The organism is Bradyrhizobium sp. i1.15.2 (assembly GCF_040548425.1).
Taxonomy (GTDB): Bacteria; Pseudomonadota; Alphaproteobacteria; order Rhizobiales; family Xanthobacteraceae; genus Bradyrhizobium; species Bradyrhizobium canariense.
This window is the reverse complement of sequence record NZ_JBEPRQ010000007.1, coordinates 145,831-167,165: the sequence shown is the minus strand read 5'-3', so window position 1 is coordinate 167,165 and position 21,335 is coordinate 145,831. Positions and strand designations below refer to the sequence as shown.

The window sequence follows — 21,335 nt, the reverse complement described above, 5'->3', positions numbered from 1 at the left end:
GCGCATTGCAAGTCCCGCGGTGCCCGTCATAGTAGGATCGGCACTGATGTCTGCATTCAACGGGGAAGCATCGACATGTTCAGCGCATTCAGCGGCATCGAGCACCAATCCAATCGAGCGAGAACGCCCAGCGAGGCCGCGGTGAAGCGGCTCGACGGCATCGGGCACGTCCTGTCGGACCTCGATCTGGCGGGCGTCCGGACACAGGATGAGCTAACGCGCATGCTCCTGACGCTCGATACCGCCGACAAGTGTATTCGATCGATCCGCGCAGAATTCCGGACCGAAGCCGCGAATGATCGGCTGGCCCGCAAGACGGAAGACCTGATGGCGTTGATCGAACGCGCCCGCGACGAGCTCACCGGCAGTCGCACGGCAAAGTCCTGAGCAGGAGCCGCCCTAGCTCTCGCGATTGATCTTCGCCAGGATTCGGTCCGCCTCGGTGCGCCAATCAGCGCTGCAGGCGAACTCCTTGGTGCCTTTCGTTCCGAACAGGCCCTCATCGGCGAGGTCCGCCACCCAGGCCTGCCGCTCGGCGGTGCCCTGCGCGGACCACGGCGTCAGCCCCGCTTCACGCACGGTCTCGGCGACCTCGCGTACTTCCTCGGCGCGGCGGCGGCCATGCTCGATCACGCGCTGGAAGCAATAAGCGCCCTGCTTCTCCCAATCGATCGTGGGAAAGGTTTCCGCCAGCGAAGCCAGTACCGCATCCTCGACGCCATAGGCGCGCGCGGTGGTGAAGCTCTCGATCACCATGGCTTCCAGGCCCTTGATCATGATGCTGCGACACATCTTCACCGCCGAGGAAACCCCGAGCTTGTCGCTCGCAACCTTTGCCGCAAAACCGATCGCGTTCAAGAGCGGCTCGAGTTCCCTGGCGTCGGGACCACCGAGCAGCAACGGCACCTTGATGCGATAAGGCGGCACCGACGTCATCACCGCGCCCTCGACATAACGTCCGGCGGCCCCATCGATCAGCGCGGCAGCGCACTGCTTGGCGCCGGGAGACGCCGAATTGAAATCCAGGAACCAGGTGCCTTGATTGATCGCGGCCGCGCAGGCCTCTGCCACCGGCACGGCCTGGCTCGCCGTGACCGCGGAGATGATGAAATCGGACTTCGCGGCCAGCTCGGCGTGAGACACCGCCAGCGCCACACCGAATTTCGCCGCATGCTCCATCAGCGGTGCGCCCTGCTCGCCCCCGAGCTTGATGTCAAAGGCTGTGACCGTGATGTCCTGCTGGCGCAAATCCTCGGCCAGGATCCTGCCGACCTCGCCGTAACCGACCAGTCCGATCTGCCATCGCCTGGGATCGCCCGCCATCAGTTCAGTCCTCGTGTTGTTGCGTCGAACAGCTCCTCGACAGCATAGCGGCGCGGGATCAGCGCCTGCTGGAACGCGTAGTCGACGATCAGCTCCAGCGACCTTCTGTTCGCTTCGATTCCGAACGGAACAAGGTCCGGCGTTGCCGCAGGCCCCGCCTGCGCCTTGTTTTGCTTGAGCAGATCATAGACGCCCGAAACCACGTCAGGACGCGATTTCGCCAGCTGCTCGGTCACGACCACGAGATGGTTGACCGGGACCACGCTGCGGCGCGCGTACCATATGGCGGCTTCCGCGGCCGGATCGGGGAACAGCGGCCTCAGTTTCGGATCGCTCGAGGCCTCACCGAGGACGGCGTCGAGCTCGCCGTCGAGCAGCATCTGCAAGATCTTCTTGCCCTTCGGCGCGCGCTCGGTGGTGTCGACATATTCGGCGACGTGCGGATCCTCGAAGGTGACCCAGCGGATCTTGCCGAGGTTGACGCCGTAGTCGTTGGCGAGGATGCCCCTGATCCAGGCTCCGGTCGTGGTCGTGAAGGAGCGGATGCCGATGCGCTTGCCTTCCAGATCGGACGGCCCAAGCGTTCCACGCGCAGGATTATAGAGCGCGTAGGAGTGCTGAAAGCGGCCGAGCATGGCTGCAGGCAGCAGCACCAGCGGCTTGCCATGCGCCTTCGCCATCAGATAGGTGACGATTGCCATCTCGCAGACGTCGAAGGCCTGCTCGCGCACCATCGGTTTGAACGCAGTGTTGGTCGGCGTGTATTCGATAAAGTCGAGGTCGAAGCGGTCGGAGCGGAGCTCGCCGCTCTTCACCGCCTCGACATGGCGGTGACTGCCGAGCACGGCCTTCAGCTTGAGACGATCCATCGGCCCACTCCGCTTCTCGAGAGCATGATCCGGAAAAGTGTGAAGCGGTTTTCCGAATAGATCATGCTCAAAAAATACTACGCTCAGACATCCTCGGGATCGTCGACGTAAACGAGCCCCGCTTTCGCCACGGCCTCACGCATGCTGTACATGTCGAGGCCCAGCTCGCCCGAAGCCAGCCGCTTGCGCTTGCCGCCTTCGTCGGCGTTGCGCTTCTTCGCCTTCTCGGCGACCTCGGCTGCGTAGCGCTTCGGCACGACCACGACGCCGTCGTCATCGGCCACGACGATGTCGCCGGGATCGACGTTGACGCCGGCGCAGACCACGGGGACATTGACCGAGCCAAGCGTCGCCTTCACCGTGCCCTTCGCCGAGACCGCGCGCGACCACACTGGAAAGTTCATCTCGTGCAGCGCTTTGACGTCGCGGCAGCCGGCATCGATAATCAGCCCCTGCACGCCGCGCGCCTGCAGCGAGGTTGCGAGCAGCTCGCCGAACATGCCGTCGGTGTTGTCGGTGGTGCAGCCGACGACGAGAATGTCGCCCTTCCTGCACTGCTCGACCGCGACATGAATCATCCAGTTGTCGCCGGGTTGCGCCAGCACAGTGACGGCGGGACCGGCAATCGCGGCGCCAGCCCAGACCGGCCGCAAATACGGCTTCATCAGGCCGAGCCGGCCATAGGCCTCGTGCACGGTCGAGACGCCGTACTCCGCCATGGCGGCGGGATCGGCGCGCTTGATGTTACGAACGACGACGGGCTTCATGCCAGCTCCTCCGCTACCGTCGGGAACAGGCGCTGATAGGCCTCGCCATAGGTCATCGGCACGCCGGTGTTACGGCTGCCCTGGATGCCACGATTGAGCGCGACGCGCTCGTAATAGCCCCAGAGATGCTTCTGCGCAGCGAGGATCTGGAACGCCTCGTACTTCTCCTTCCAGACCTCGTCGATCTTGAGAAGCAGGTCCGGCTTGTAATTGCATTGCTCCGGCTGGTGCGGCTCGAACAGGAACACCGGCGGCGCCGAATATTTGTACTGCGCTCCGGGCTTGTGACCCATGGCCTGCGCGACCACGCGGGTTTCCTGCGCGAAATGCGCCGCGTTCGGATGGTCGAAATTATAGGGGTCCTCCAGCGCATGCGTCAGCACGAAGCTCGGATTGAGCTCGCGGTAGATGTCGACCATGCGGTTGAAATGCGCCTCGGTCAGCTTCAGCGGATAGTCGCCGCAGTCGAAGAACTCGATCTCGGCGCCGAGCAGTTTTGCAGCACGCTCCGCCTCGTCCTTGCGGCCGGCCTTGACCGATTCCAGCGTCGCGCCCTTCTCCTTCCAGGCGAACTGGCTCTCGCCGCGCTCGCCGAAGGACAAGCAGACGATCTTCATGCGATAGCCCTTCTTCGCATGCAGCGCGATGGCACCTCCAGCGCGCCAGACGAAATCGCCCGGATGGGCCGTGATCACGAGACCTGTTTTCATGGGACAAACTCCCCTCTTCTGTTCGTCAACGTCATAAATTCATCGAGCCGCGGCCGCGGGCTCCTCGCCGTCGAGCACCCGTCGCAGGCGCTCGTGATCGAGCGCGCCTTCCCATTTGGCAATCGCGATCGTCGCGACCGCGTTCCCGATCAGATTGGTCGGCGTCAACCCCTGCGACATCAGGCGGTGGATGCCGAGCACGAGCGCCACGCTCGTCACCGGAATGCTGCCGGTGGCGGACAGCGTTGCCGCCAGCACGACAAAGGCGGCGCCCGCGATGCCCGCCGCGCCCTTGGAAGTCACGAGCAGGATCAAAAGCAGCTCGATCTGTTCGGTGAGCCCGAGCGGCGTGTTGGTCGCCTGCGCCAGGAACACCGAGGCGGCGGCGAGGTAGAGACAGGTGCCGTCGAGATTGAAGGAATAGCCGGTCGGGATTACGAGGCCGACGACACTGCGCTCGCAGCCGGCCTGCTCCAGCTTGGTCAGCATCCGCGGCAGCACTGTCTCGGACGACGTCGTGGCGATGCAGATCAGCAGCTCTTCCCAGATGTAGCGGATCAGCTTGAGCAGCGAGAAGCCGCACAGCCGCGCGACGGGACCGAGCGCCACGACGATGAAGATCATGCAGGTGAGATAAAAGCCGCCCAGCAGCTTGCCGAGCGAGGCCAGCGATCCCACGCCGAACTTGCCGACCGTGAAAGCGATGGCGCCGAAGGCGCCGATCGGCGCGGCCCACATCACGAAGCCGACGACGGTGAATACCATTTTGGCGGCGATGTCGATGAGATCGACCAGCGGCGCGGCGCGCTCGCCGAGCTGCACCAGCGCAAATCCGCACAGTACGGCGATGAAGAGCACCTGGAGGATGTTGCCCTCGGCAAAGGCGCCAATGAACGTCGCGGGCACGATGTTCATCAGGAACGGCACGAAGCCGATCACGCCGGTCTGCTTGACATAGGGTTCGATCGCGCTGGCATTGATGGTGGCTGGATCGATGTTCATGCCGACGCCGGGCTTGAGCAAGTTCACCGCAACAAGGCCAATGATCAGCGCAATCGTGGTCATGATCTCGAAATAGACGATCGCCTTGACCGCGACGCGGCCCACCCGCGCCATGTCGGCCATATGGGCAATGCCATGGACGACCGTGCAGAAGATGATCGGTGCGATCAGCATCCGGATCGCCTTGATGAAGGCGTCGCCCAAAGGCTGCATCCTGGCGCCCGCCTCGGGATTGACGATCCCAAGCGCGACGCCGGCGGCCATGGCGATGAGCACCTGGATCCAGAGCTCCTTCCACCAGGCCCGTCCACGCGGCTTGTCGATCGCCAGCGCCGTCATCGCTCGAACTCGAACAGCCGCGCTGGATTATCGACGAGGATCTTCTGCTGATACTCCGGCTCCGGCGCGAACAGCGGGATCAGGTCGACGAGGTCGCCGTCGTTCGGCATCGCCTTGACGTTGGGATGTGGCCAATCGCTGCCCCAGATGACGCGGTCGGGCGCGGTCTCGACGATCTTTCGCGCGAATGGCACGGCGTCGGTGAACGGCGGACCGGCCGATGACACCCGCTCCGATCCGCAGATCTTGACCCAACACTTCTCGTCGCGCTGCATCAGCTCGATCAGGATCTTGAACGGAAGCTGATCGAGCCCTTCGGACGCCTTCACCCGTCCCATATGGTCGATCGTGTAGCTCAGCGGCAGCCTTGTCAGCATGTCCGCATATTCAGGCAGATCGATCGCGTCGAAATGCAGGTCGATGTGCCAGCCGAGCGGCGCGACCATCGCGACGATGCGGTCGAACACACGCTTGTCGGGAACGCCGCCGAGATGGTGGACGAAATTGAAGCGGCAGCCGCGGAAGCCGCCCTCGTGCAGCACGCGGAGCCCGCGCTCCGTGATGGTGTCATCGATATTGGCAACCGCGCGATAGGCGCCGTTGCTCTGCGCGATGGCGTCGAGCGCCACCGTGTTATCGGTGCCATGCACACTGGCATTGACGATGACGGCACGTTCGACGCCGAGCTTGGCATGCAGCGTGCGGAAATCGGCGAGCGGCGCATCGGGCGGCGTGTAGGAACGGACCGGCGCGTAAGGGTATGTCGCGCCGGGCCCGAAGATGTGGCAATGCGCATCGCAAGCCAACTTCGGCAGCTTGAACTTCGGCGTGCGCGTGTTCGGATCGGGCGGCGGGATGGTCGGTGTGTACATCATTGCCATCGGATAAACCGCCGAACGAGACCGAGTGTTCAAGTCTTGCTGCTGACGACCGGTCGTCGCCGTGCCGGTGCAGCCTGATCGAGCGCCGGCGCCTGGAACGCGGCCACGGTGGCTTGCACCAATTGTTCGATGGCGCTTGCGGCATCGCTGCCGTCGGCCTCGCCGCGCGACAGGCGCGAGACGCGATCCGGCGTCACCAGCGAGTAGTAGAGCGCGCCGAGCAGGAAGTGGCTGCGCCAGACGATGTCGGTGCGCGAAACGTGCGGCAGGCTTTCGTGGATCGCGTCGATGAAGGCGTGGCTGGTGTCGTCAAACGTCTGCGCGATGATTTTCCGCGCGACCTCATTGCCCTCCGCAGACATCACCGCGCGCAGCCGCGTGAACCGCGCTCCGCCCCCGGCAAGATCGCTGCCCGAGGTGAAGGCCGGCACGACATAGGCCCGCACCACCGCTTCGAGCCGGTCCTGGAGATCGCGCACGCGTTTGGCGGCCGCGAGCAGCTCGGAACGGCGCAAATTCATTGGCCCGCAATGGCGCCGATAGATCTCCAGCAGCAGGCCGTCCTTGGTCTTGAAATGATAGGTGACGCTGCCGGGATTGGCGCCGGCGGCCTGTGCGATATCGCGGACCGACACGGCGTTGAAGCCGTTGGTGGCGAACAGCTCCTCGGCCGCGGCGAGAATTGCCTCGCGCATGTTCGGCTTGCGGGCCGTTTCCTTGCTGGCGGGGTTGCGCGTCATGTGATTTGTACTATCGTACAAAAGATCAGGTCTCGTCAACAAGAACCATAGGCGGCGTCCGGACGGCTCGAAAGACCGACGGTCCGCGCGCAGACGCCCGCAAGGAGTGCTGGAAATGCTGGGTTTGAACAAGAAGATCGGCAGCTTGATGCTGGGTGCCGGTCTGCTGCTGGGAGGCGGCGGCGCCGAGGCCGCCGACAACTATCCGAGCAAGCCGGTTCACATCCTTGTCCCTTATGCCGCCGGTGGCGCGGTCGACGTGCTCGCGCGCACGCTCGCACAGGCATTGGCGAAAACCTGGGGCCAGCAGCCGGTGATCGACAACCGTCCCGGCGCCGGCGGCATCGTCGCCTCGCAGGCGCTGACGCAAGCCGCCCCCGACGGATACACGCTGATCCTGGTCGCGAGCGGTCATCCCCTCAATCAGTTCATCTATCCGAGCGTGCCCTACGACACGTTTAAGGATTTTACCGCGATCACCGAAGTCGCTTCCTCGCCGCTCGCGATCGTCGTCGCCAAAGACAGCCCCTACAAGACGCTCGGCGATCTCCTCGCTGCGGCGAAGAAGGACCCTGACAAGCTCTCCTACGGCATGTCGGGCAACGGCACCTCGGCGCATCTCGCCGGTGAGCTATTGAAATATATGTCCGGCACCAAGATCGTCGCGATCCCTTACAAGGGCGGCGCCCCCGCGCTGACCGCCGTAATCGCCGGCGACATCCCGCTCAGCATCAATCCACTTGCAGAAGCCATCAGCCAGATCGAAGGCGGCCCGGTGCGCGCGCTCGCAGTAACCTCGGCCGAACGCTCCAAGGCGCTGCCCAATGTTCCGACCGTCGCCGAGTCGGGTGTGCCGGGTTACGACGTCTCCGTCTGGTGGGGCGTTCTCGGCCCGGCGAAAATGCCGCCGGAGATCGTGGCGAAGCTCGAAACCGATCTGAAGGCGGCGTTGCAGGACTCGAACGTACTGTCGACGCTCGGCAAGATCGGCGCAGCCCCGGTCGGCTCCTCCTCCAAGGATTTCGACGCCTACATGCATGCCGAGGCGACCAAATGGGAGCCGGTGCTGAAGGCCGCCGACATCCGCGCGCAATGAGGTGCTTCGCATGAGGACCGGCGCGCTCGACACGATCCAGCAGCGAGCGGGCTTGCGCGGCGCGACGAAGGCGGCGCGCGAGTAGGTCAATTGCGTGCGCTCGCCCGCCTCTTCTCCGGCGGCGCGGGACGCCGCACGAAATCGGCGTCATCGTCGCCTCCCCCCGACGGGATCAGGATCGCGCGCTCGCGCGGCAGCGCTTCCGGCATCTCGTCGCGGATGAAGGCGATGAGCTTCTCCCTCATCTCGCAGCGCAGGTCCCAGGACTGTGGCGCGTTCCTGGCGCTGACGAGGGCGCGAAGCTCGATGGTGCGAGCATCCGCGTCGATCACCTGAAGATTGACCACCTCGCCGTCCCAGAACTTGGATTCCTTCACTGCTTCTTCCAGCCAGCGCCGGATCCGCGGAACGTCCGCGCGGTAGTCGACGTGGAGCGCGATCACGCCGATCAGGGACGCGGTGTCGCGGGTCCAGTTCTGGAATGGCTTTTCGATGAAATAGGACAGCGGCACCACCATGCGGCGCCAGTCCCACAGCCGGATCACCACATAGGTCGAGGCGATGTCCTCGACCCAGCCCCACTCGTTCTCGATGATGACGGCATCCTCGATGCGGATCGGCTGGGTGATCGCAATCTGCATGCCTGCGATCAGATTGCTCAGCAGCGGCCGGGCGGCAAGACCAACGATGATGCCGGCGGCACCGGCGGAGGCGAACAGGCTGACGCCATATTGCCTGACCGAGTCGAACGTCATCAGCGCGGTAGACACTGTGATGATGACGATGATGATATCGGTTACGCGCTTGAAGACGCGGACCTGGGTGACGTGCTTGCGCGCGACGAAATTCTCGGTGACGTCGCGAAAGTTCAGGAGATACCGTGCCGCGCTCATATCCACGATCCGGATCGAGATCCAGCCGATCAGCGCGATGAAAGCAACGACGAACAGGCGCGTCAGCGGCGTGCGGAAGGCGTCGTCCAGCGGCGCGAGCGGCAGCACCAACGCCACGGCGGCAAGACAGACGGCCAGCTGAGCAGGGCCCGCCGTGCGCTCGATGAACACGGTCACGAGCGGGAGACGGGTTCCGAACGCGCGGTTGAACAGCCAAACCGCGAGACGGTAGATCGACAGGGCCATCAGGATCGCGCCAACGACCAGACACAGGCCGATGAACCACGACGGTATCCACCCGAACATCCTGTCGATGTCGGCCAAAAGGGTCTGCCGATTCATTAAAGTCCCCGCATTTGCATTCGCGCTTGCCGTTCAACGCGTCGCAGCGTGGTTCGCTCCCCCGCTCTGTGCAACGCAGCATCCCTCTGGTGCAATCATCGCCGAACTGCGCTATTTGTGGTCAATCATGACTCGACGGACCGGCAGCGCCGATCTTCCCCTTCACACCGGCCGGGTTCCACCCTGGCTGGCCACCCGCATGTCTTCGCTCGGCGCGATCGTCACGCAGGCGATCGTCCATCATTACGGGCGCGATGCATTCCTCCAGCGGCTCTCGCACCCGTTCTGGTTCCAGTCCTTCGGCGCCGTAATGGGAATGGACTGGCACTCCTCCGGCATCACGACGTCGGTGATTGGCGCGCTGAAGCGGGGTTTGGGCCCGCTGCAGGATGAGCTCGGAATCTACGTCTGCGGCGGGCGCGGCCAGCACTCGCGCAAGACTCCGGACGAACTGATGCAGCTCGGCGACCGCGTCGGCTTCGACGGCGCAATGCTCACGCGTGCGAGTCGCCTCGTTGCGAAGGTTGACAGCGCCGCGGTCCAGGACGGCTTTGACCTCTACCTGCACGGATTCTTCGTCACCGCCGACGCCAAATGGACGGTGGTGCAGCAGGGCATGAACGGCGACAAGCGGCAGGCCCGCCGCTATCATTGGCATTCCGAGGCACTGAAGAGTTTTGTCGACTCACCGCACAGCGCGATCGACGGGCCGCTGCAAGGCGAGATCGTCAACCTCACCGACCATCGCGCCGATATCTCGCGCTCCGCGCAGCTCGAACTGTTGAGTGATCTCGGCCCCGATCGCATTCTTTCCGAATTCGAGCGGCTCACCGGGACTGCGCCAGAGCCCGCGCAGGCGATGCTGCCGCACCTGATCATGCCCGCGCATCACGACGTCCGGCCAAAAGATGTGTTCGCGCGCCGCCTGCACGGCACACTCGCGGCCGCGGCCGAGCGCGGCCCGGTCGACTTTCCGGAGCTGCTGCTGACGCCCGGCGTTGGCGCGCGCACGGTGCGTTCGCTGGCGATGGTCGCCGAAGTCGTGCACGGCGCGCCCTACCGCTTCAACGATCCCGCCCGCTTCTCGCTTGCCCACGGCGGCAAGGACCGGCATCCCTACCCTGTTCCAATCAAGGTCTATGACGAAACCATTCGCGTGCTGAAGGGAGCGATTCAGAACGCAAAGCTCGGGCGCGAGGAAGAGATGCAGGCGATCAAGCGCCTCGACGACCAGGCGCGGCGGCTGGAGCGCACCGCGCACGGGCCATCCGTCGATACGTTCATCGCCGGAGAGCGTGCCGCCTCGCCCGATCTCGACGGCCGCTCCGTGTTCGGCTGGGAGCGCGATCTCGGGCCGGCAAAAAAGCGGACCGGCTGAAAACCGGTCCGCGAGTTCAGCGGAAAGGAGCGCCGCTCTCAGGTCTCGTCGCTGCCCGGCTCCTCATCGAGTCGGTTGGCCGAGTGATCCTGATATTGATCCGTCTGGATCGACTTGCCGTCCATGCCGCGAATGTCCGAATGCTGCTTCTTGTCGCGGTTCGAAAGGACCATGTTGTCGCCGATCTTGTCCTTGGACACGTCCGTCATGGCGCCGGTGCCGTCGCCCTTGCCGTGCATGCCCGATCTGAAATGCGTCTTGCTGCCATGACCACCTGGCATCTTTTTCTCCTCTTGCTTTGATCGCCCGTGAGGCTCAGTGCTTCTGCTGGGCCGGCGTCGGTTTCGGGGGCTTGTGGCCGCTCTGGCCGGTGTCGTTGTGCTTGTTGTGGTCGCTCTCCTGGTTGAGGCCGCCCCGGCTCACCGGAAATTCACTCTGCCGCGCCTCGGGTCGCGCGCGATGGACGGCCGTGTCCTCCGGATTGTGGCCGATGGCTTGGTCAAGCTCTCGCGCGTCTGGAACATCCGGCTTGCGCTCGAGGATGCGAACCTGTTGCTCGTGGGTCTTCTTGCCTTGCATGCTCGTCCTCCGGAGCTATCGGTCTCGTCGGTGCGTGCCACTGCGCGCGACGTCCTTGTCGAGGCCGCCAGTGGCGTTCACGTCGTTCTCGACGTCGCCTTCGATCGTGTTCTCGCCCAGGGCGTCCTCGAGGTCCTCAGGCGAGATACCGGCCATCGTTGCGCCCTTCGACCCGCCGATCAGGGGATTTTCGTGCAGATCCTTTCCGGTCGGTGCGTAGAGTTTGGGTTGCCTATTGATCATGCCTCACCTGCCTCCGCCCTTTCCGGCCTCGTCATGCCTGTGGTGTGAATCGTGCTCGCCACCTCCGCCGGAGACGCGGCTGTGGTTGCGCTGCGGGTCGTCCGCCGGTGGCTTCTTCACTTCGAGCGGTGCCTTCGCATTCTCATGCGAAGCGCCAGGTCCGCCCTGACGGATGCTGTTCGGTGTCTTGGTGGATGTCGACATGTCACCTCCTCAGCGATCCTGCTGATAGCCTTGGTTGGTGGTGTTCTGCTTGATGTTGCCCTGCTGCCCTTGCTGGTCTGGATTTTGCGCACGCTGCTGGCCGTGCGGGGCAGTCGAGGACACTTGCTTGCTGTCGCCGGTTCCCTTTGGGCTTTGGTTCTCGGCCGGAACAGGTGGCATCTTGCCGGTCATGATGCTGTCTCCTGTTGTTGATCTGCGACATCGACCGGAGGAACTCATCGCGGCTTTCGATGTCGCAAAAACAACTAGAGCAACGGCATGCCGTTCCTACCGACGAGTGCAGAGAAAATTTTCCGCAAGGCGTAAGTCTCAGCAGGCCACTGGCTGGGAACGAACCGTCATCGATCCAGCTGACGCTGTCGCCTGTGCTCCGTGGCCGTCGGGCACGACAGGGAGGTTCGCGATCGCACGCATGCCCGGTCGCTTGCGCCAGTGGATCTGAGACACGTCCACAGCAAGGCCAAGTTTCGGCCATCGCACGAACAACGCCTCCAGGGCGCACGCCGCCTCGATCCGGGCAAGTTGATGACCGAGGCAGAAATGGATGCCCGTTCCGAAGGACATGTGACGGTTCGGCTTGCGCGCGAGATCGATGCTGTCGGGACGATCATGCATCGCCGGGTCCATATTCGCGGCGGCGAGCATCACCATGACGCGATCGCCCTTCTCGAGACGCACGCCCGCGAGCTCGATATCCCGCCTCACATAGCGCGGCTTGGAGAACTGCACCGGCGACACGAAGCGCAGGAATTCCTCCACCGCGATCCCGACGCGGCTCCAGTCCTGTGCCAGCCAGTCGCGGACGCCGGGATTTCTGAGGAGCTCGTAGACGGAACCGCTGATGAGATGCGTGGTGGTCTCGGAGCCGGCCGCGAGCAGCAGGAACACCATCGACACCATTTCGTCCGACGTGATCTGGCCGCCCTCGCGCTCGACCTGGACCAGCTCCGCGATCAGGCCCTCGCCGCCCCGCACGCGCGCAATCTGTAACTGCCGTTCGAGGTAGGCTCGCATCTTGCGGAACGCGAACAGCAGGCGGAAGAAGCTGGCAACGTTCGTGAGCGAGGACATCGTATTGGCCCAGGCGATGAAGCGAGGGCGATCGGCCAACGGCAATCCGAGCAGCTCGGAGATCACCGCGAGCGGCAGGATGCGGGCATAGCGCTGGACGAGATCGGCCGGGCTTCCTGCCAAGAACAGCTCGTCGGCGAGACCCTCCGCGATGGCGCGGATACGCGGCTCCATCGCGACGATCGCGCGGCGTCGGAACGCCTCGTCCACGATGCTGCGCAGCCTTGTGTGGTCAGGCTCGTCCATCGTCAGCATGTTGTTGGCGATGGTTCTAACGTAGTTCGGCATCCACCAGCGCAAACCTGCGACGTCGCCATCCTCCTTGCGCAGCGTGAAATTGCTGCCCTCCTTCAGGACTTGCGCCGCGGCCTCATAGGTCGTGGTGATCCAGACATCGCCGACGAGAGGAAATCGCACCGCGACAACAGCACCGGACATGCGCAACGTCGCGATCGCCCTGGGTGGATCGCGAAAGAAGGCCTCGCTGGTGAAATCGAGGCGTGGTGCCATGTGATCACCGAAGCGGTTGATGGCGTCTCACCGAGATGGTGCACGACGCCGCCCGCGCAAGGGGTGCGGAACCTGCGCTTCGGCGGTGCAGGCGTAGAGCGACGAATCTACCCCCGCCCCGGCGAACGCGGGCTGATCTTGCGCTGCTGCTGGTTGGTGTAGGCGTCCCAATTGCTCCAGCTGCCCTTGCTGAGGCTTTGCAGGTCGGTGGTGAGCGGACGGCGCGTGCGCTTGTCGTGATCGGCGATGGCGCGCTCGGATTGCGCGATCTTGCGCCTGAGTTCCCCGACCGCCTTCTGGGTTTGGCCGTTCCGTTTCGAAGACGCGATCTCGCCCATTGTGAAGCGCGCGGTCTCGAGCGCCTTCAACTCGGTGCGGTTCTTCTTCAACTGAACCCGGTGCCAGGCGATGTTGCTGTCGCTGTCCGCAACCATGTGGGAACTCCGCTGATTCGTTCCCGCAGTGTATCGCGCGCCGAATCGGCGCCGCAACGGGCGCTCGACGGCGAAAATACGGTCTTATCGCGCAAAAATTCCGGGCCTAGCGCTCAGCGAAGGCCTTTTCGACCACGAATTGGGCCGGCTCGCCGTGATTGCCCTCGACAAGCCCTCGCTCGCCGAGGAGCACGCGGGTATCCGCCACCAGCGCCGGGCTGCCGCAGATCATGACGCGGTCGTGGGCGGCTTCCAAGGCCGGCAGGCCGATGTCGGAAAACAGCTTCCCCGAGGTGATGAGGTCGGTGATGCGGCCGCGATTGCGGAAGGGATCGCGCGTCACGGTCGGATAGTAGATCAACTGACTACGGATGTACTCGCCGATCAGCTCGTCCTTGGGCAGCGTCTCCGTGATCATCTCGCCATAGGCGAGCTCCTTCACGTGCCGGCAACCGTGCAGCAGCACGACCTTCTCGAACCGCTCGTAGGTTTCGGGGTCCTTGATCACGCTTAGGAACGGCGCAAGGCCCGTGCCCGTGCCGATGAGGTAGAGGTTGCGGCCGTCCTCCAGATTGTCGATCACCAGCGTGCCGGTGGCCTTGCGGCTGACGATGATCTCGTCGCCTTCCTTCAGATGCTGGAGCCGGGAGGTGAGCGGGCCGTCCGGCACTTTGATCGAGAAGAACTCCAGCGTGTCCTCGTAATTGGCGCTGGCGACGCTGTAGGCCCGCAGCAGCGGCTTCTCGCCGACCTTGAGGCCGATCATGGTGAATTCGCCGTTGCGGAAGCGGAAGGTCGGGCTGCGGGTGGTCTTGAAGGAGAATAGCGTGTCGGTCCAGTGGTGGACGCTCAAAACGGCTTCCTGATTGAAATTGCTCATCTCACCCTTCCGTGGTGTGTCGTGGCGGTTTTCAAGGCGGCAGCTATGCGTCGTTTGTACACGATCATTTGTATACTAATGAATAATCCGGCTTGATCCCGCGGTCAAGGCTGCCCAAGATCGGAAGCGTTGCAGTTAAGGACAAGGACCCATTCCATGGCGCATGACGCACCCCAGGCCACCGGACCTTCGAAGCTCGTGATCCGCGATATCGGCCTGATCCTGTCCGGCGCGCTGGAAAAGCCGATCCTGGACGGCGACACCATCGTCGCCGAGAACGGCAAGATCACTGCGATCGGCCGCTTCAAGGACCTCAACACCGAAGGCGCGACAACGATCGTCGAGGCCAATGGCACTACGGTGGCGCCCGGCCTGATCGACAGCCATGTCCACCCTGTTGCGGGCGACTGGACGCCTCGCCAGAACCAGATCGGCTGGATCGACAGCAATTTGCATGGCGGCGTCACCACGATGATTTCCGCCGGCGAGGTGCATATGCCCGGCCGCCCGCGCGACGTCGTCGGGTTGAAGGCGATGGCGATCTTCGCCCAGCGCGCATTCTGGAATCTGCGGCCTGGCGGCGTGAAGGTTCACGCCGGCGCGCCGGTGATCGAATGCGAGATGGTGGAGGAGGACTTCAAGGAGTTGGCCGCAGCCGGCGTCAAGCTGCTCGGCGAAGTCGGCCTGGGCGGCGTCAAGGACGGCCCTACCGCGCGAAAAATGGTCGGCTGGGCGCGCAAATACGGCATCCAGAGCACGATCCACACCGGCGGTCCCTCGATCCCCGGCTCCGGATTGATTGACAAGGACGTGGTGCTGGAGGCCGACACCGATGTGATTGGCCACATCAATGGCGGTCACACCGCGCTTCCCGACGACCAGATCCGCTGCATCTGCGAGGGCTGCAAGCGCGGCCTCGAGCTCGTCCACAATGGCAACGAGCGCTCGGCGCTATTCACGTTGCGCATTGCGCGCGAGATGGGCGATCTGCACCGCGTCATCCTCGGCACCGATGCGCCGGCCGGCTCCGGCGTGCAGCCGCTCGGCATTCTACGCATGGTGTCGATGCTGTCCTCGCTTGGCGACCTGCCGGCCGAGGTCGCGTTTTGCCTTGCCACCGGCAACACGGCGCGGATGCGCGAACTGGATTGCGGCCTGATCGAAGTCGGCCGCTCGGCCGATTTCGTCATCATGGACAAGGCGCAGCACTCGGCCGGCAAGAACATCCTGGACAGCGTGCAGCTCGGCGACCTCCCCGGCATCGGCATGACCATCATCGACGGTATCGTGCGCACCCAGCGCAGCCGCAACACTCCGCCGGCCGGCAGGGTGCCGGAGGTGGTGGCGAAGTGACGCAGCCGGAGCGGTTCGCCGCTCCGCGCGGGAAAAAGCTGATCATCCAATCAGCGGCGCTTAGCGATTTCACAACGCACGTAGGTCTGGCGCTTGCCTTGCCCGACCGGACTGTCGTCCACCACCAGCTTGCCGTCAGCGGCAATGGAAACCCGGGGACTGGAGCGATACTTTTCGCCCTCGCCTTCGCAAGCGAGCTTCATTTTCCAGCTCAGGTGCCCGTCGGCCGTGACCTCGCTGGCGCGGCACCTGGTCTCGTACCAATAGAGGCGGTTGCCGCCCTCGATGCTCATGCGGTTGGCGCTGTCCTGGTCGCGGCAATCCTTTTTGGTTGACGCCCAGAACCCCTCATAGGCTTGCGCCGCCAGGGCGTGAGCACACTGGCTTGCCAGCACCGCACTCATACTCAGAACCATCGCAAAGCGGGTCGCCGCTCTCATATCAAAAAACCTCGACAAGACCTTCACCGAGGTTAGTCGCACCTCACCGCAGCTTGTTCAACAGCGCCATCAGCATCTCGCGCTCCCTTGCCTCGAGCGGCGCCAGCGTCTCCCGTGTGATCGCGAGCGCATTCGGCGCGACCTTTTCCGCCAGCTGTTGCCCCGCGCGCGTCAGGCTGACCAGAAGCCGCCGTCCGTCCTCGGGATCCTGGCTGGTCTCGGTGAGGCCGCGCGCCGTCAAACGATCGATCACGCCCTTGATGGTCGCCACATCCATCGCCGTCAGGCGCCCGAGCTGGTTCTGCGAGCATGGCCCGGCCTCGGCGAGCTTCGACAGCGCCGCCCATTGCGTCGGCGTAATATTGGTGCCGATCTCGCGAGAGAAGATCGCGCTGTGGCGCTGCCAGACCTGTCGAAGGATGAAGCCAACCTGCTCATCGAGCACGTAAGGCGGCTTTGCCGGTTTGACGCTTTTCTTCGCCGCGACGCTTCTCGCCATCCGCTCCCCGCCCCCTACAACGACAAATGTGCGTCGCGGATATCCGGACGCGCATCGAGCTCGGCCATGGTGCCGCCGAAACAGATGCGGCCGCGCTCGATGATATAGGCGCGATCGGAGATCAGCCGCGCAAAGTGCAGATTCTGCTCGGAGACGACGATGCTGACGCCCTCCTTCTTCATGGTCAGGATGGCCTCAACCATCTGCTCCACGATCTTCGGCGACAGGCCTTCCGAGGGCTCGTCGAGCAGCACCAGCGACGGATTGCCCATCAGCGTGCGTGCGATGGTGAGCATTTGCTGCTCGCCGCCGCTCATGCGGCCACCCGGGCGATTTTTCATCTCGCCGAGGTTGGGGAACAGCGAAAACAGCTTGTCGCGGGTCCAGTGCGGCGCGTTCGGGCGCTTCGGCTGGCGGCCGACTTCCAGATTCTCTTCCACCGTCAGATCGGTGAAGATACGCCGCTCCTCCGGCACGTAACCAAGCCCATCGCGCACGATCTCATGCGTTGGACGCGCCGAGACATCCTTGCCTTCGAACATGATCCGTCCTGAGCGCTGCGCGACGAGCCCGACGATCGAGCGGAACGTCGTCGACTTGCCGGCGCCATTGCGGCCGAGCAATGCCACGACTTCCCCCTCGCCGACCTCGAAGCCGATGTCGAACAGGATATGGGCCGGGCCATAATGACTATTGAGGTCTTGCACCGTGAGCTTCATGCCGATGCTCCCTCGCGATGCCCGGCATCGTATAGCAGGCCCTCGCCAAGGTAGACCGCCTGCACCTGCGGATTGCCGCGGACCTCGGCGGGCGAGCCCTCGGCGATCAGCGTGCCGCGGTTGAGCACGATGATGCGATCGGCGTGCTCGAACACCACGTCCATGTCGTGCTCGGTGAAGAGAACGCCGATCGATTTTTCCCGGGCGATCTGCGCGGTCAGTCGCATCAAATCGACGCGCTCGCGCGGCGCCATGCCGGCGGTCGGCTCGTCCATTAGCAGCAACTTTGGCTGGTTGGCGAGCGCGACGGCGAGCTCGAGCCGCTTGAGATCGCCATAGGCAAGCTCGCCACAAGGGCGATCCGCATAGCCGCCCATGCCGACCAGTTCGAGCAGTCGCCCGGCTTCGCCGCGGTCGAAGTTCGGCGCCGAGCCCCAGAGATTGAACAGCTGCTTGCCATGCGAGATCAGCGCGACCTGCACATTCTCGCGCACCGTCATGGTCGCGAAGGTCGCGGTGATCTGGAAGGTGCGGCCCACGCCCATCCGCCAGATCTCGCGCGGCTTCCTGCCGGTTGTGTCCTCGCCGAGCAGGCGGACGTGGCCGGTGTCAGGCTTGTTCTGTCCGTTGAGCATATCGAAACAAGTGCTCTTGCCCGCGCCGTTCGGTCCGATCAGCGCCAGGATCTCGCCTGATCGCAGCGAGAACGAGACGCCGCGCACGGCGTGGACGCCGCCGTAGGATTTGGTCAGTCCTTCGACCGCGAGAAGTGGGGGGGCGACGCTCATTCGGCGGACTCGATCGGCTTGGCAAGCAAGGGGGAGCCCGGCGGCGATGCCTTCCTGCGGCGCTGCGCCAGCATCTCCAGCATGCCGACGATGCCCTTGGGGAAGACGACGACGATCAGAACGATGAAGCCGCCGAGCACGAGTTTTGACAGATCGGTCTGGCTGACCAGCCAGATGTTCAAGGCCTTGTAGACGATGGCGCCGATCACCGCGCCCGACACCGTCTCGACGCCGCCGAGCAGCACCATGACCAGCGCATCGACCGAGAGCGAGATGCCGAGATTGTCCGGGAAGACGCTACCCTTGAGGTAGGCGAACAGCGCGCCGCCGATGCCCGCGGTCGTGCCCGCGATCACGAAGGCCGTCCACTGGATGCGCTTGGCGTTGATGCCGACCGCTTCGCTGCGCAGCAGCGAGTCGCGCGTTGCTCTCAGCGCATAGCCGAATGGCGAGAACACCATTGCCCGCAAAGCGATCGTCACGAGCGCAGCAACACCGAGCGACAGCCAATAGAAATGCGATGGGCTCGCGGCCCAGCTCGCGGGCCAGACGCCCAGGATGCCGTTGTCGCCGCCGGTGACGCTCACCCACTGGAACGCGATCGACCAGACGATCTGCGCGAAGGCGAGCGTCAGCATCGCAAAATAGACGCCCGAGAGCTGTACCGCGAAGAAGCCGAACACGGCAGCGCCCATGCAGCCGAGCAGCGGACCGAGCAACAGGCAGACGATCATCGGCAGCCCCGCCATCTTGGCGAGGAAAGCGACGCCGTAAGCGCCGAGGCCGAAATAGGCGGCGTGGCCAAAGGACGCGAGCCCGCCGACCGACATCAGGAAGTGCAGGCTGACGGCGAAGATCACGGAGATCGCGATCTCCGAGCCGACGGTCAGTGCATAGTTGCCGGCGAACAGCGGCAGCGTCGCTGCGATGACGAGCGCTGCAAGCGCAGCCAGCCGCTCATTCGACGTCAGCGGCCGCCAGGGATTGACGGTGAGACCCGGCGTCTTGCGCGCGGGGGCCTCTGGTTTGCCGAACAGGCCCCAGGGCCGCACGATCAGCACCGCCGCCATCACCAGGAACACCAGGATGATGGAGATTTTGGGAAAGATCAGGATACCGAAGGCGTTGAGCTCGGAGACCAGCACCGCCGCGACGAAAGCACCGATGATGCTGCCGAGGCCTCCGATCACCACGACAACGAAGACCTCGACGATGATGCGCAAATCCATCGCATGATGCACGGCATCGCGTGGGATCTGGAGCGCACCGCCGAGAGCGGCGAGGAAAACGCCGACCGCAAACACGCTCGTGAACAGCCATTTCTGATTGACGCCGAGCGCTGCGACCATGTCGCGGTCCTGCGTCGCTGCGCGCACCAGCACGCCCCAGCGCGTGCGCTGGAACAGGAGCCAGAGGATGCCGAGCACGACCGGGCTGAGCACGATCAGGAATAAATCATAGCTCGGGATGTTTTGGCCGAAGAAGTCGATCGCCCCCTTGAAGCCGGGTGCACGGCGCCCGACGAGATCGTCCGGGCCCCAGATCAGGACGACGAGGTCTTCGACCATCAAGGTCAGGCCGAAGGTCGCAAGCAGCTGGAACAGCTCGGGCGCGTGATAGATCCGCCGGAGCAGCACCATCTCGACAATGACGCCGATCACCGCCACGGCAAGCGCAGCGATGACGATCCCGCCCCAGAAGCCGAACGTCCCCGATAGGCGCTCGGTGAGCGTGAAGGCGATATAGGCACCAATCATGTAGAAGGCGCCGTGCGCGAAATTCACGATCCGCGTCACGCCAAAGATGATCGACAGGCCCGACGCCACCAGGAACAGCGACGCTGCGCTGGCGAGACCGGTCAGAAACTGTACGACATAAAAGGCCATCGGCGGTCCGGGTTAGTGTTGCATCACCTCTCCCCGCTTGCGGGGAGAGAGAGCTTCGTAGGGTGGGTTAGCGCAGCGTAACCCACCTCTTCTGGTTCTGCGGGTACAGACCGTGGTGGGTTACGCTTCCGGCTAACCCACCCTACGGCAGCGGAGATCAATCCTTCGGACGCAGCTTCTCGACTTCGGCATCACTTGGCAGATAATCCGCGCCCTTCTTGTAAGACGAGTCCACCATCACGCCCTTGCCGTCCTTCAGCGCGGTCTTGCCGACATAGGCACCGAGCGTCGACTGGTGATCGATCTTGCGGAAGGTGATCTCGCCCAGCGGCGACGGCATCGACAGCCCTTCCGCCGCAGTGATCAGCTTCTCCGGATCGGTCGAATTGGCCTTCGCCAGGATCGCCGCCGCCGACTTGATGGTCTGGTAGCCGACGATCGAGCCGAGGCGCGGATAGTCGTTGTACTTGGCCTGATAGGCCTTCAGGAACGCATCATGCTCGGGCGTCTTGATCGAGTACCAGGGATAGCCGGTGACGATCCAGCCCTCTGGCGTCTCCTCCTTGAGCGGGTCGAGATATTCGGGCTCGCCGGTGAGGAACGAGACGACCTCGCGTCCCTTGAACAGGCCGCGGGTGTTGCCTTCACGCACGAGCTTCACGAGGTCCGCGCCGAAGGTGACGTTGAGGATCGCTTCGGGATTGGCCGCGGCAACCGCCTGCACCACCGGGCCGGCGTCGATCTTGCCCTGCGGCGGCCACTGCTCGTCGACCCACTGGATGTCGGGCCGCTTCTCCGACATCAGCTTCTTGAACACCGCGACCGCGGACTGGCCGTATTCATAGTTCGGCGCAATCGTCGCCCAGCGCTTTGCCGGCAGCTTGCTGGCTGCTTCCACCAGCATCGCCGCCTGCATGTAATTGGAGGGGCGCAGTCGGAACGTGTACTTGTTGCCCTTGGACCAGGTGATGGCATCCGTCAGAGGCTCAGCCGCCAGGAAGAACACCTTCTTCTGGTTGGCGAAATCGCTGACCGCAAGACCGATGTTCGACAGGAACGTACCCGTCAGCATCGCCACGCCCTCGCTCGACACCAGCTCGTTGGCCGCGGTCTGCGCATCCGCCGGCTTGCCGCCGTCGTCCTTGGACACGACGATGAGCTTCTTGCCGTTGATGCCACCGGCTGCGTTGATCTCTTCGACCGCGAGCTGCCAGCCCTTGCGATAGGGCTCGGTGAACGCCGGAAGCAACGAATAACTGTTGATCTCGCCGATCTTGATATCCTGCGCCAGAGCCGAATGAGCCATGCCGCTCGCCAACAGCGCAAATGCTGCGCCGGCGAAATAGTTCTTTGCTCGCATCCCAACCT

Annotated in this window: 26 protein-coding genes; 4 read left to right on the top strand and 22 right to left on the bottom strand. The window is 64.0% G+C overall.

Translation table 11 applies throughout. From position 1 onward, the window contains the following. The first annotated feature begins 75 nt into the window (after window positions 1–75). Complete coding sequence (locus tag ABIB80_RS15620; RefSeq protein ID WP_007592412.1) at window positions 76–387, top strand: hypothetical protein; 312 nt, start codon at window positions 76–78, stop codon at window positions 385–387. A gap of 12 nt (window positions 388–399) precedes the next feature. Here the strand turns inward: ABIB80_RS15620 and ABIB80_RS15615 are convergent, their stop codons facing one another. From ABIB80_RS15615 to ABIB80_RS15585, 7 genes are all read right to left on the bottom strand, one after another. After that, complete coding sequence (locus ABIB80_RS15615) at window positions 400–1,323, bottom strand: DUF1932 domain-containing protein (protein ID WP_007592414.1); 924 nt, start codon at window positions 1,321–1,323, stop codon at window positions 400–402. Further along, on the bottom strand, window positions 1,323–2,192 hold the full coding sequence (locus ABIB80_RS15610) for a substrate-binding domain-containing protein (protein ID WP_007592417.1): 870 nt from the start codon (window positions 2,190–2,192) through the stop codon (window positions 1,323–1,325). The genes ABIB80_RS15615 and ABIB80_RS15610 overlap by 1 nt, the downstream gene beginning before the upstream one ends. An 83-nt stretch (window positions 2,193–2,275) precedes the next feature. Beyond that, entirely contained in the window at window positions 2,276–2,959 is a 684-nt protein-coding gene (locus tag ABIB80_RS15605; protein WP_354127873.1) for a 4-carboxy-4-hydroxy-2-oxoadipate aldolase/oxaloacetate decarboxylase, read from the bottom strand. Then, window positions 2,956–3,669, bottom strand: a complete 714-nt coding sequence (locus ABIB80_RS15600; protein ID WP_219682585.1) for a PIG-L deacetylase family protein — start codon at window positions 3,667–3,669, stop codon at window positions 2,956–2,958. The genes ABIB80_RS15605 and ABIB80_RS15600 overlap by 4 nt, the downstream gene beginning before the upstream one ends. 39 nt (window positions 3,670–3,708) lie before the next feature. Then, window positions 3,709–5,010 (bottom strand): C4-dicarboxylate transporter DctA, encoded by a 1,302-nt coding sequence (dctA, locus tag ABIB80_RS15595; RefSeq protein WP_354127872.1) that lies wholly within the window; start codon window positions 5,008–5,010, stop codon window positions 3,709–3,711. Beyond that, window positions 5,007–5,891 (bottom strand): amidohydrolase family protein, encoded by an 885-nt coding sequence (locus ABIB80_RS15590; protein WP_007592423.1) that lies wholly within the window; start codon window positions 5,889–5,891, stop codon window positions 5,007–5,009. Before ABIB80_RS15590 ends, dctA begins: the two co-directional genes overlap by 4 nt. 29 nt (window positions 5,892–5,920) lie before the next feature. Further along, a complete protein-coding gene (locus tag ABIB80_RS15585; protein WP_007592425.1) occupies window positions 5,921–6,631 on the bottom strand; it encodes a TetR/AcrR family transcriptional regulator in 711 nt (236 codons plus the stop codon). A 115-nt stretch (window positions 6,632–6,746) separates the two neighbouring features. Here ABIB80_RS15585 and ABIB80_RS15580 point away from each other — a divergent pair, with 115 nt between their 5' ends. Continuing rightward, window positions 6,747–7,727, top strand: a complete 981-nt coding sequence (locus tag ABIB80_RS15580; RefSeq protein WP_354127871.1) for a tripartite tricarboxylate transporter substrate binding protein — start codon at window positions 6,747–6,749, stop codon at window positions 7,725–7,727. A gap of 86 nt (window positions 7,728–7,813) precedes the next feature. On the opposite strand, the gene ABIB80_RS15575 is transcribed toward ABIB80_RS15580, so the two are convergent. Next, the gene (locus tag ABIB80_RS15575; protein WP_354127870.1) at window positions 7,814–8,962 is read right to left on the bottom strand and encodes a mechanosensitive ion channel family protein; all 1,149 of its coding nucleotides are present in this window, start codon (window positions 8,960–8,962) and stop codon (window positions 7,814–7,816) included. A 127-nt stretch (window positions 8,963–9,089) separates the two neighbouring features. Here ABIB80_RS15575 and ABIB80_RS15570 point away from each other — a divergent pair, with 127 nt between their 5' ends. Next, on the top strand, window positions 9,090–10,340 hold the full coding sequence (locus tag ABIB80_RS15570; protein ID WP_007592429.1) for a DUF763 domain-containing protein: 1,251 nt from the start codon (window positions 9,090–9,092) through the stop codon (window positions 10,338–10,340). 38 nt (window positions 10,341–10,378) lie between these two features. Here ABIB80_RS15570 and ABIB80_RS15565 read toward each other — a convergent pair whose 3' ends face one another. The 8 genes from ABIB80_RS15565 to ABIB80_RS15530 all read right to left on the bottom strand — a co-directional run bounded on the left by ABIB80_RS15565 (window position 10,379) and on the right by ABIB80_RS15530 (window position 14,282). Continuing rightward, window positions 10,379–10,621, bottom strand: a complete 243-nt coding sequence (locus ABIB80_RS15565; RefSeq protein WP_007592431.1) for a hypothetical protein — start codon at window positions 10,619–10,621, stop codon at window positions 10,379–10,381. Window positions 10,622–10,655: 34 nt separating this feature from the next. Next, window positions 10,656–10,919 (bottom strand): hypothetical protein, encoded by a 264-nt coding sequence (locus ABIB80_RS15560; protein WP_035992883.1) that lies wholly within the window; start codon window positions 10,917–10,919, stop codon window positions 10,656–10,658. Window positions 10,920–10,934: 15 nt separating this feature from the next. After that, entirely contained in the window at window positions 10,935–11,162 is a 228-nt protein-coding gene (locus ABIB80_RS15555; RefSeq protein ID WP_354127869.1) for a hypothetical protein, read from the bottom strand. 3 nt (window positions 11,163–11,165) lie between these two features. Next, window positions 11,166–11,366: a hypothetical protein gene (locus tag ABIB80_RS15550; RefSeq protein WP_007592432.1), complete on the bottom strand. Its 201-nt coding sequence runs from the start codon at window positions 11,364–11,366 to the stop codon at window positions 11,166–11,168. A 9-nt stretch (window positions 11,367–11,375) separates the two neighbouring features. Further along, window positions 11,376–11,558 (bottom strand): hypothetical protein, encoded by a 183-nt coding sequence (locus ABIB80_RS15545; protein WP_007592434.1) that lies wholly within the window; start codon window positions 11,556–11,558, stop codon window positions 11,376–11,378. Window positions 11,559–11,696: 138 nt separating this feature from the next. Next, window positions 11,697–12,968, bottom strand: coding sequence for a cytochrome P450 (locus ABIB80_RS15540; protein WP_354127868.1), 1,272 nt, complete (start codon window positions 12,966–12,968; stop codon window positions 11,697–11,699). A gap of 107 nt (window positions 12,969–13,075) precedes the next feature. Next, complete coding sequence (locus ABIB80_RS15535; RefSeq protein ID WP_354127867.1) at window positions 13,076–13,402, bottom strand: hypothetical protein; 327 nt, start codon at window positions 13,400–13,402, stop codon at window positions 13,076–13,078. A 106-nt stretch (window positions 13,403–13,508) separates the two neighbouring features. Beyond that, a complete protein-coding gene (locus ABIB80_RS15530; protein WP_007592440.1) occupies window positions 13,509–14,282 on the bottom strand; it encodes a ferredoxin--NADP reductase in 774 nt (257 codons plus the stop codon). A gap of 156 nt (window positions 14,283–14,438) precedes the next feature. Here ABIB80_RS15530 and ABIB80_RS15525 point away from each other — a divergent pair, with 156 nt between their 5' ends. Beyond that, on the top strand, window positions 14,439–15,635 hold the full coding sequence (locus ABIB80_RS15525; RefSeq protein WP_354127866.1) for an amidohydrolase family protein: 1,197 nt from the start codon (window positions 14,439–14,441) through the stop codon (window positions 15,633–15,635). Window positions 15,636–15,685: 50 nt separating this feature from the next. On the opposite strand, the gene ABIB80_RS15520 is transcribed toward ABIB80_RS15525, so the two are convergent. The 6 genes from ABIB80_RS15520 to ABIB80_RS15495 form a co-directional block, all read right to left on the bottom strand. After that, window positions 15,686–16,075: a hypothetical protein gene (locus ABIB80_RS15520; protein WP_219682574.1), complete on the bottom strand. Its 390-nt coding sequence runs from the start codon at window positions 16,073–16,075 to the stop codon at window positions 15,686–15,688. Window positions 16,076–16,118: 43 nt separating this feature from the next. Next, the gene (locus ABIB80_RS15515) at window positions 16,119–16,574 is read right to left on the bottom strand and encodes a MarR family winged helix-turn-helix transcriptional regulator (RefSeq protein WP_027517315.1); all 456 of its coding nucleotides are present in this window, start codon (window positions 16,572–16,574) and stop codon (window positions 16,119–16,121) included. Between the two features lie 14 nt (window positions 16,575–16,588). Further along, window positions 16,589–17,293: an ABC transporter ATP-binding protein gene (locus ABIB80_RS15510; RefSeq protein WP_007592446.1), complete on the bottom strand. Its 705-nt coding sequence runs from the start codon at window positions 17,291–17,293 to the stop codon at window positions 16,589–16,591. Further along, a complete protein-coding gene (locus ABIB80_RS15505) occupies window positions 17,290–18,081 on the bottom strand; it encodes an ABC transporter ATP-binding protein (RefSeq protein ID WP_007592447.1) in 792 nt (263 codons plus the stop codon). Before ABIB80_RS15505 ends, ABIB80_RS15510 begins: the two co-directional genes overlap by 4 nt. Then, a complete protein-coding gene (locus ABIB80_RS15500; protein WP_354127865.1) occupies window positions 18,078–19,967 on the bottom strand; it encodes an ABC transporter permease in 1,890 nt (629 codons plus the stop codon). Before ABIB80_RS15500 ends, ABIB80_RS15505 begins: the two co-directional genes overlap by 4 nt. A gap of 157 nt (window positions 19,968–20,124) precedes the next feature. Next, window positions 20,125–21,327, bottom strand: a complete 1,203-nt coding sequence (locus ABIB80_RS15495; RefSeq protein WP_354127864.1) for an ABC transporter substrate-binding protein — start codon at window positions 21,325–21,327, stop codon at window positions 20,125–20,127. Window positions 21,328–21,335 lie beyond the last annotated feature (8 nt).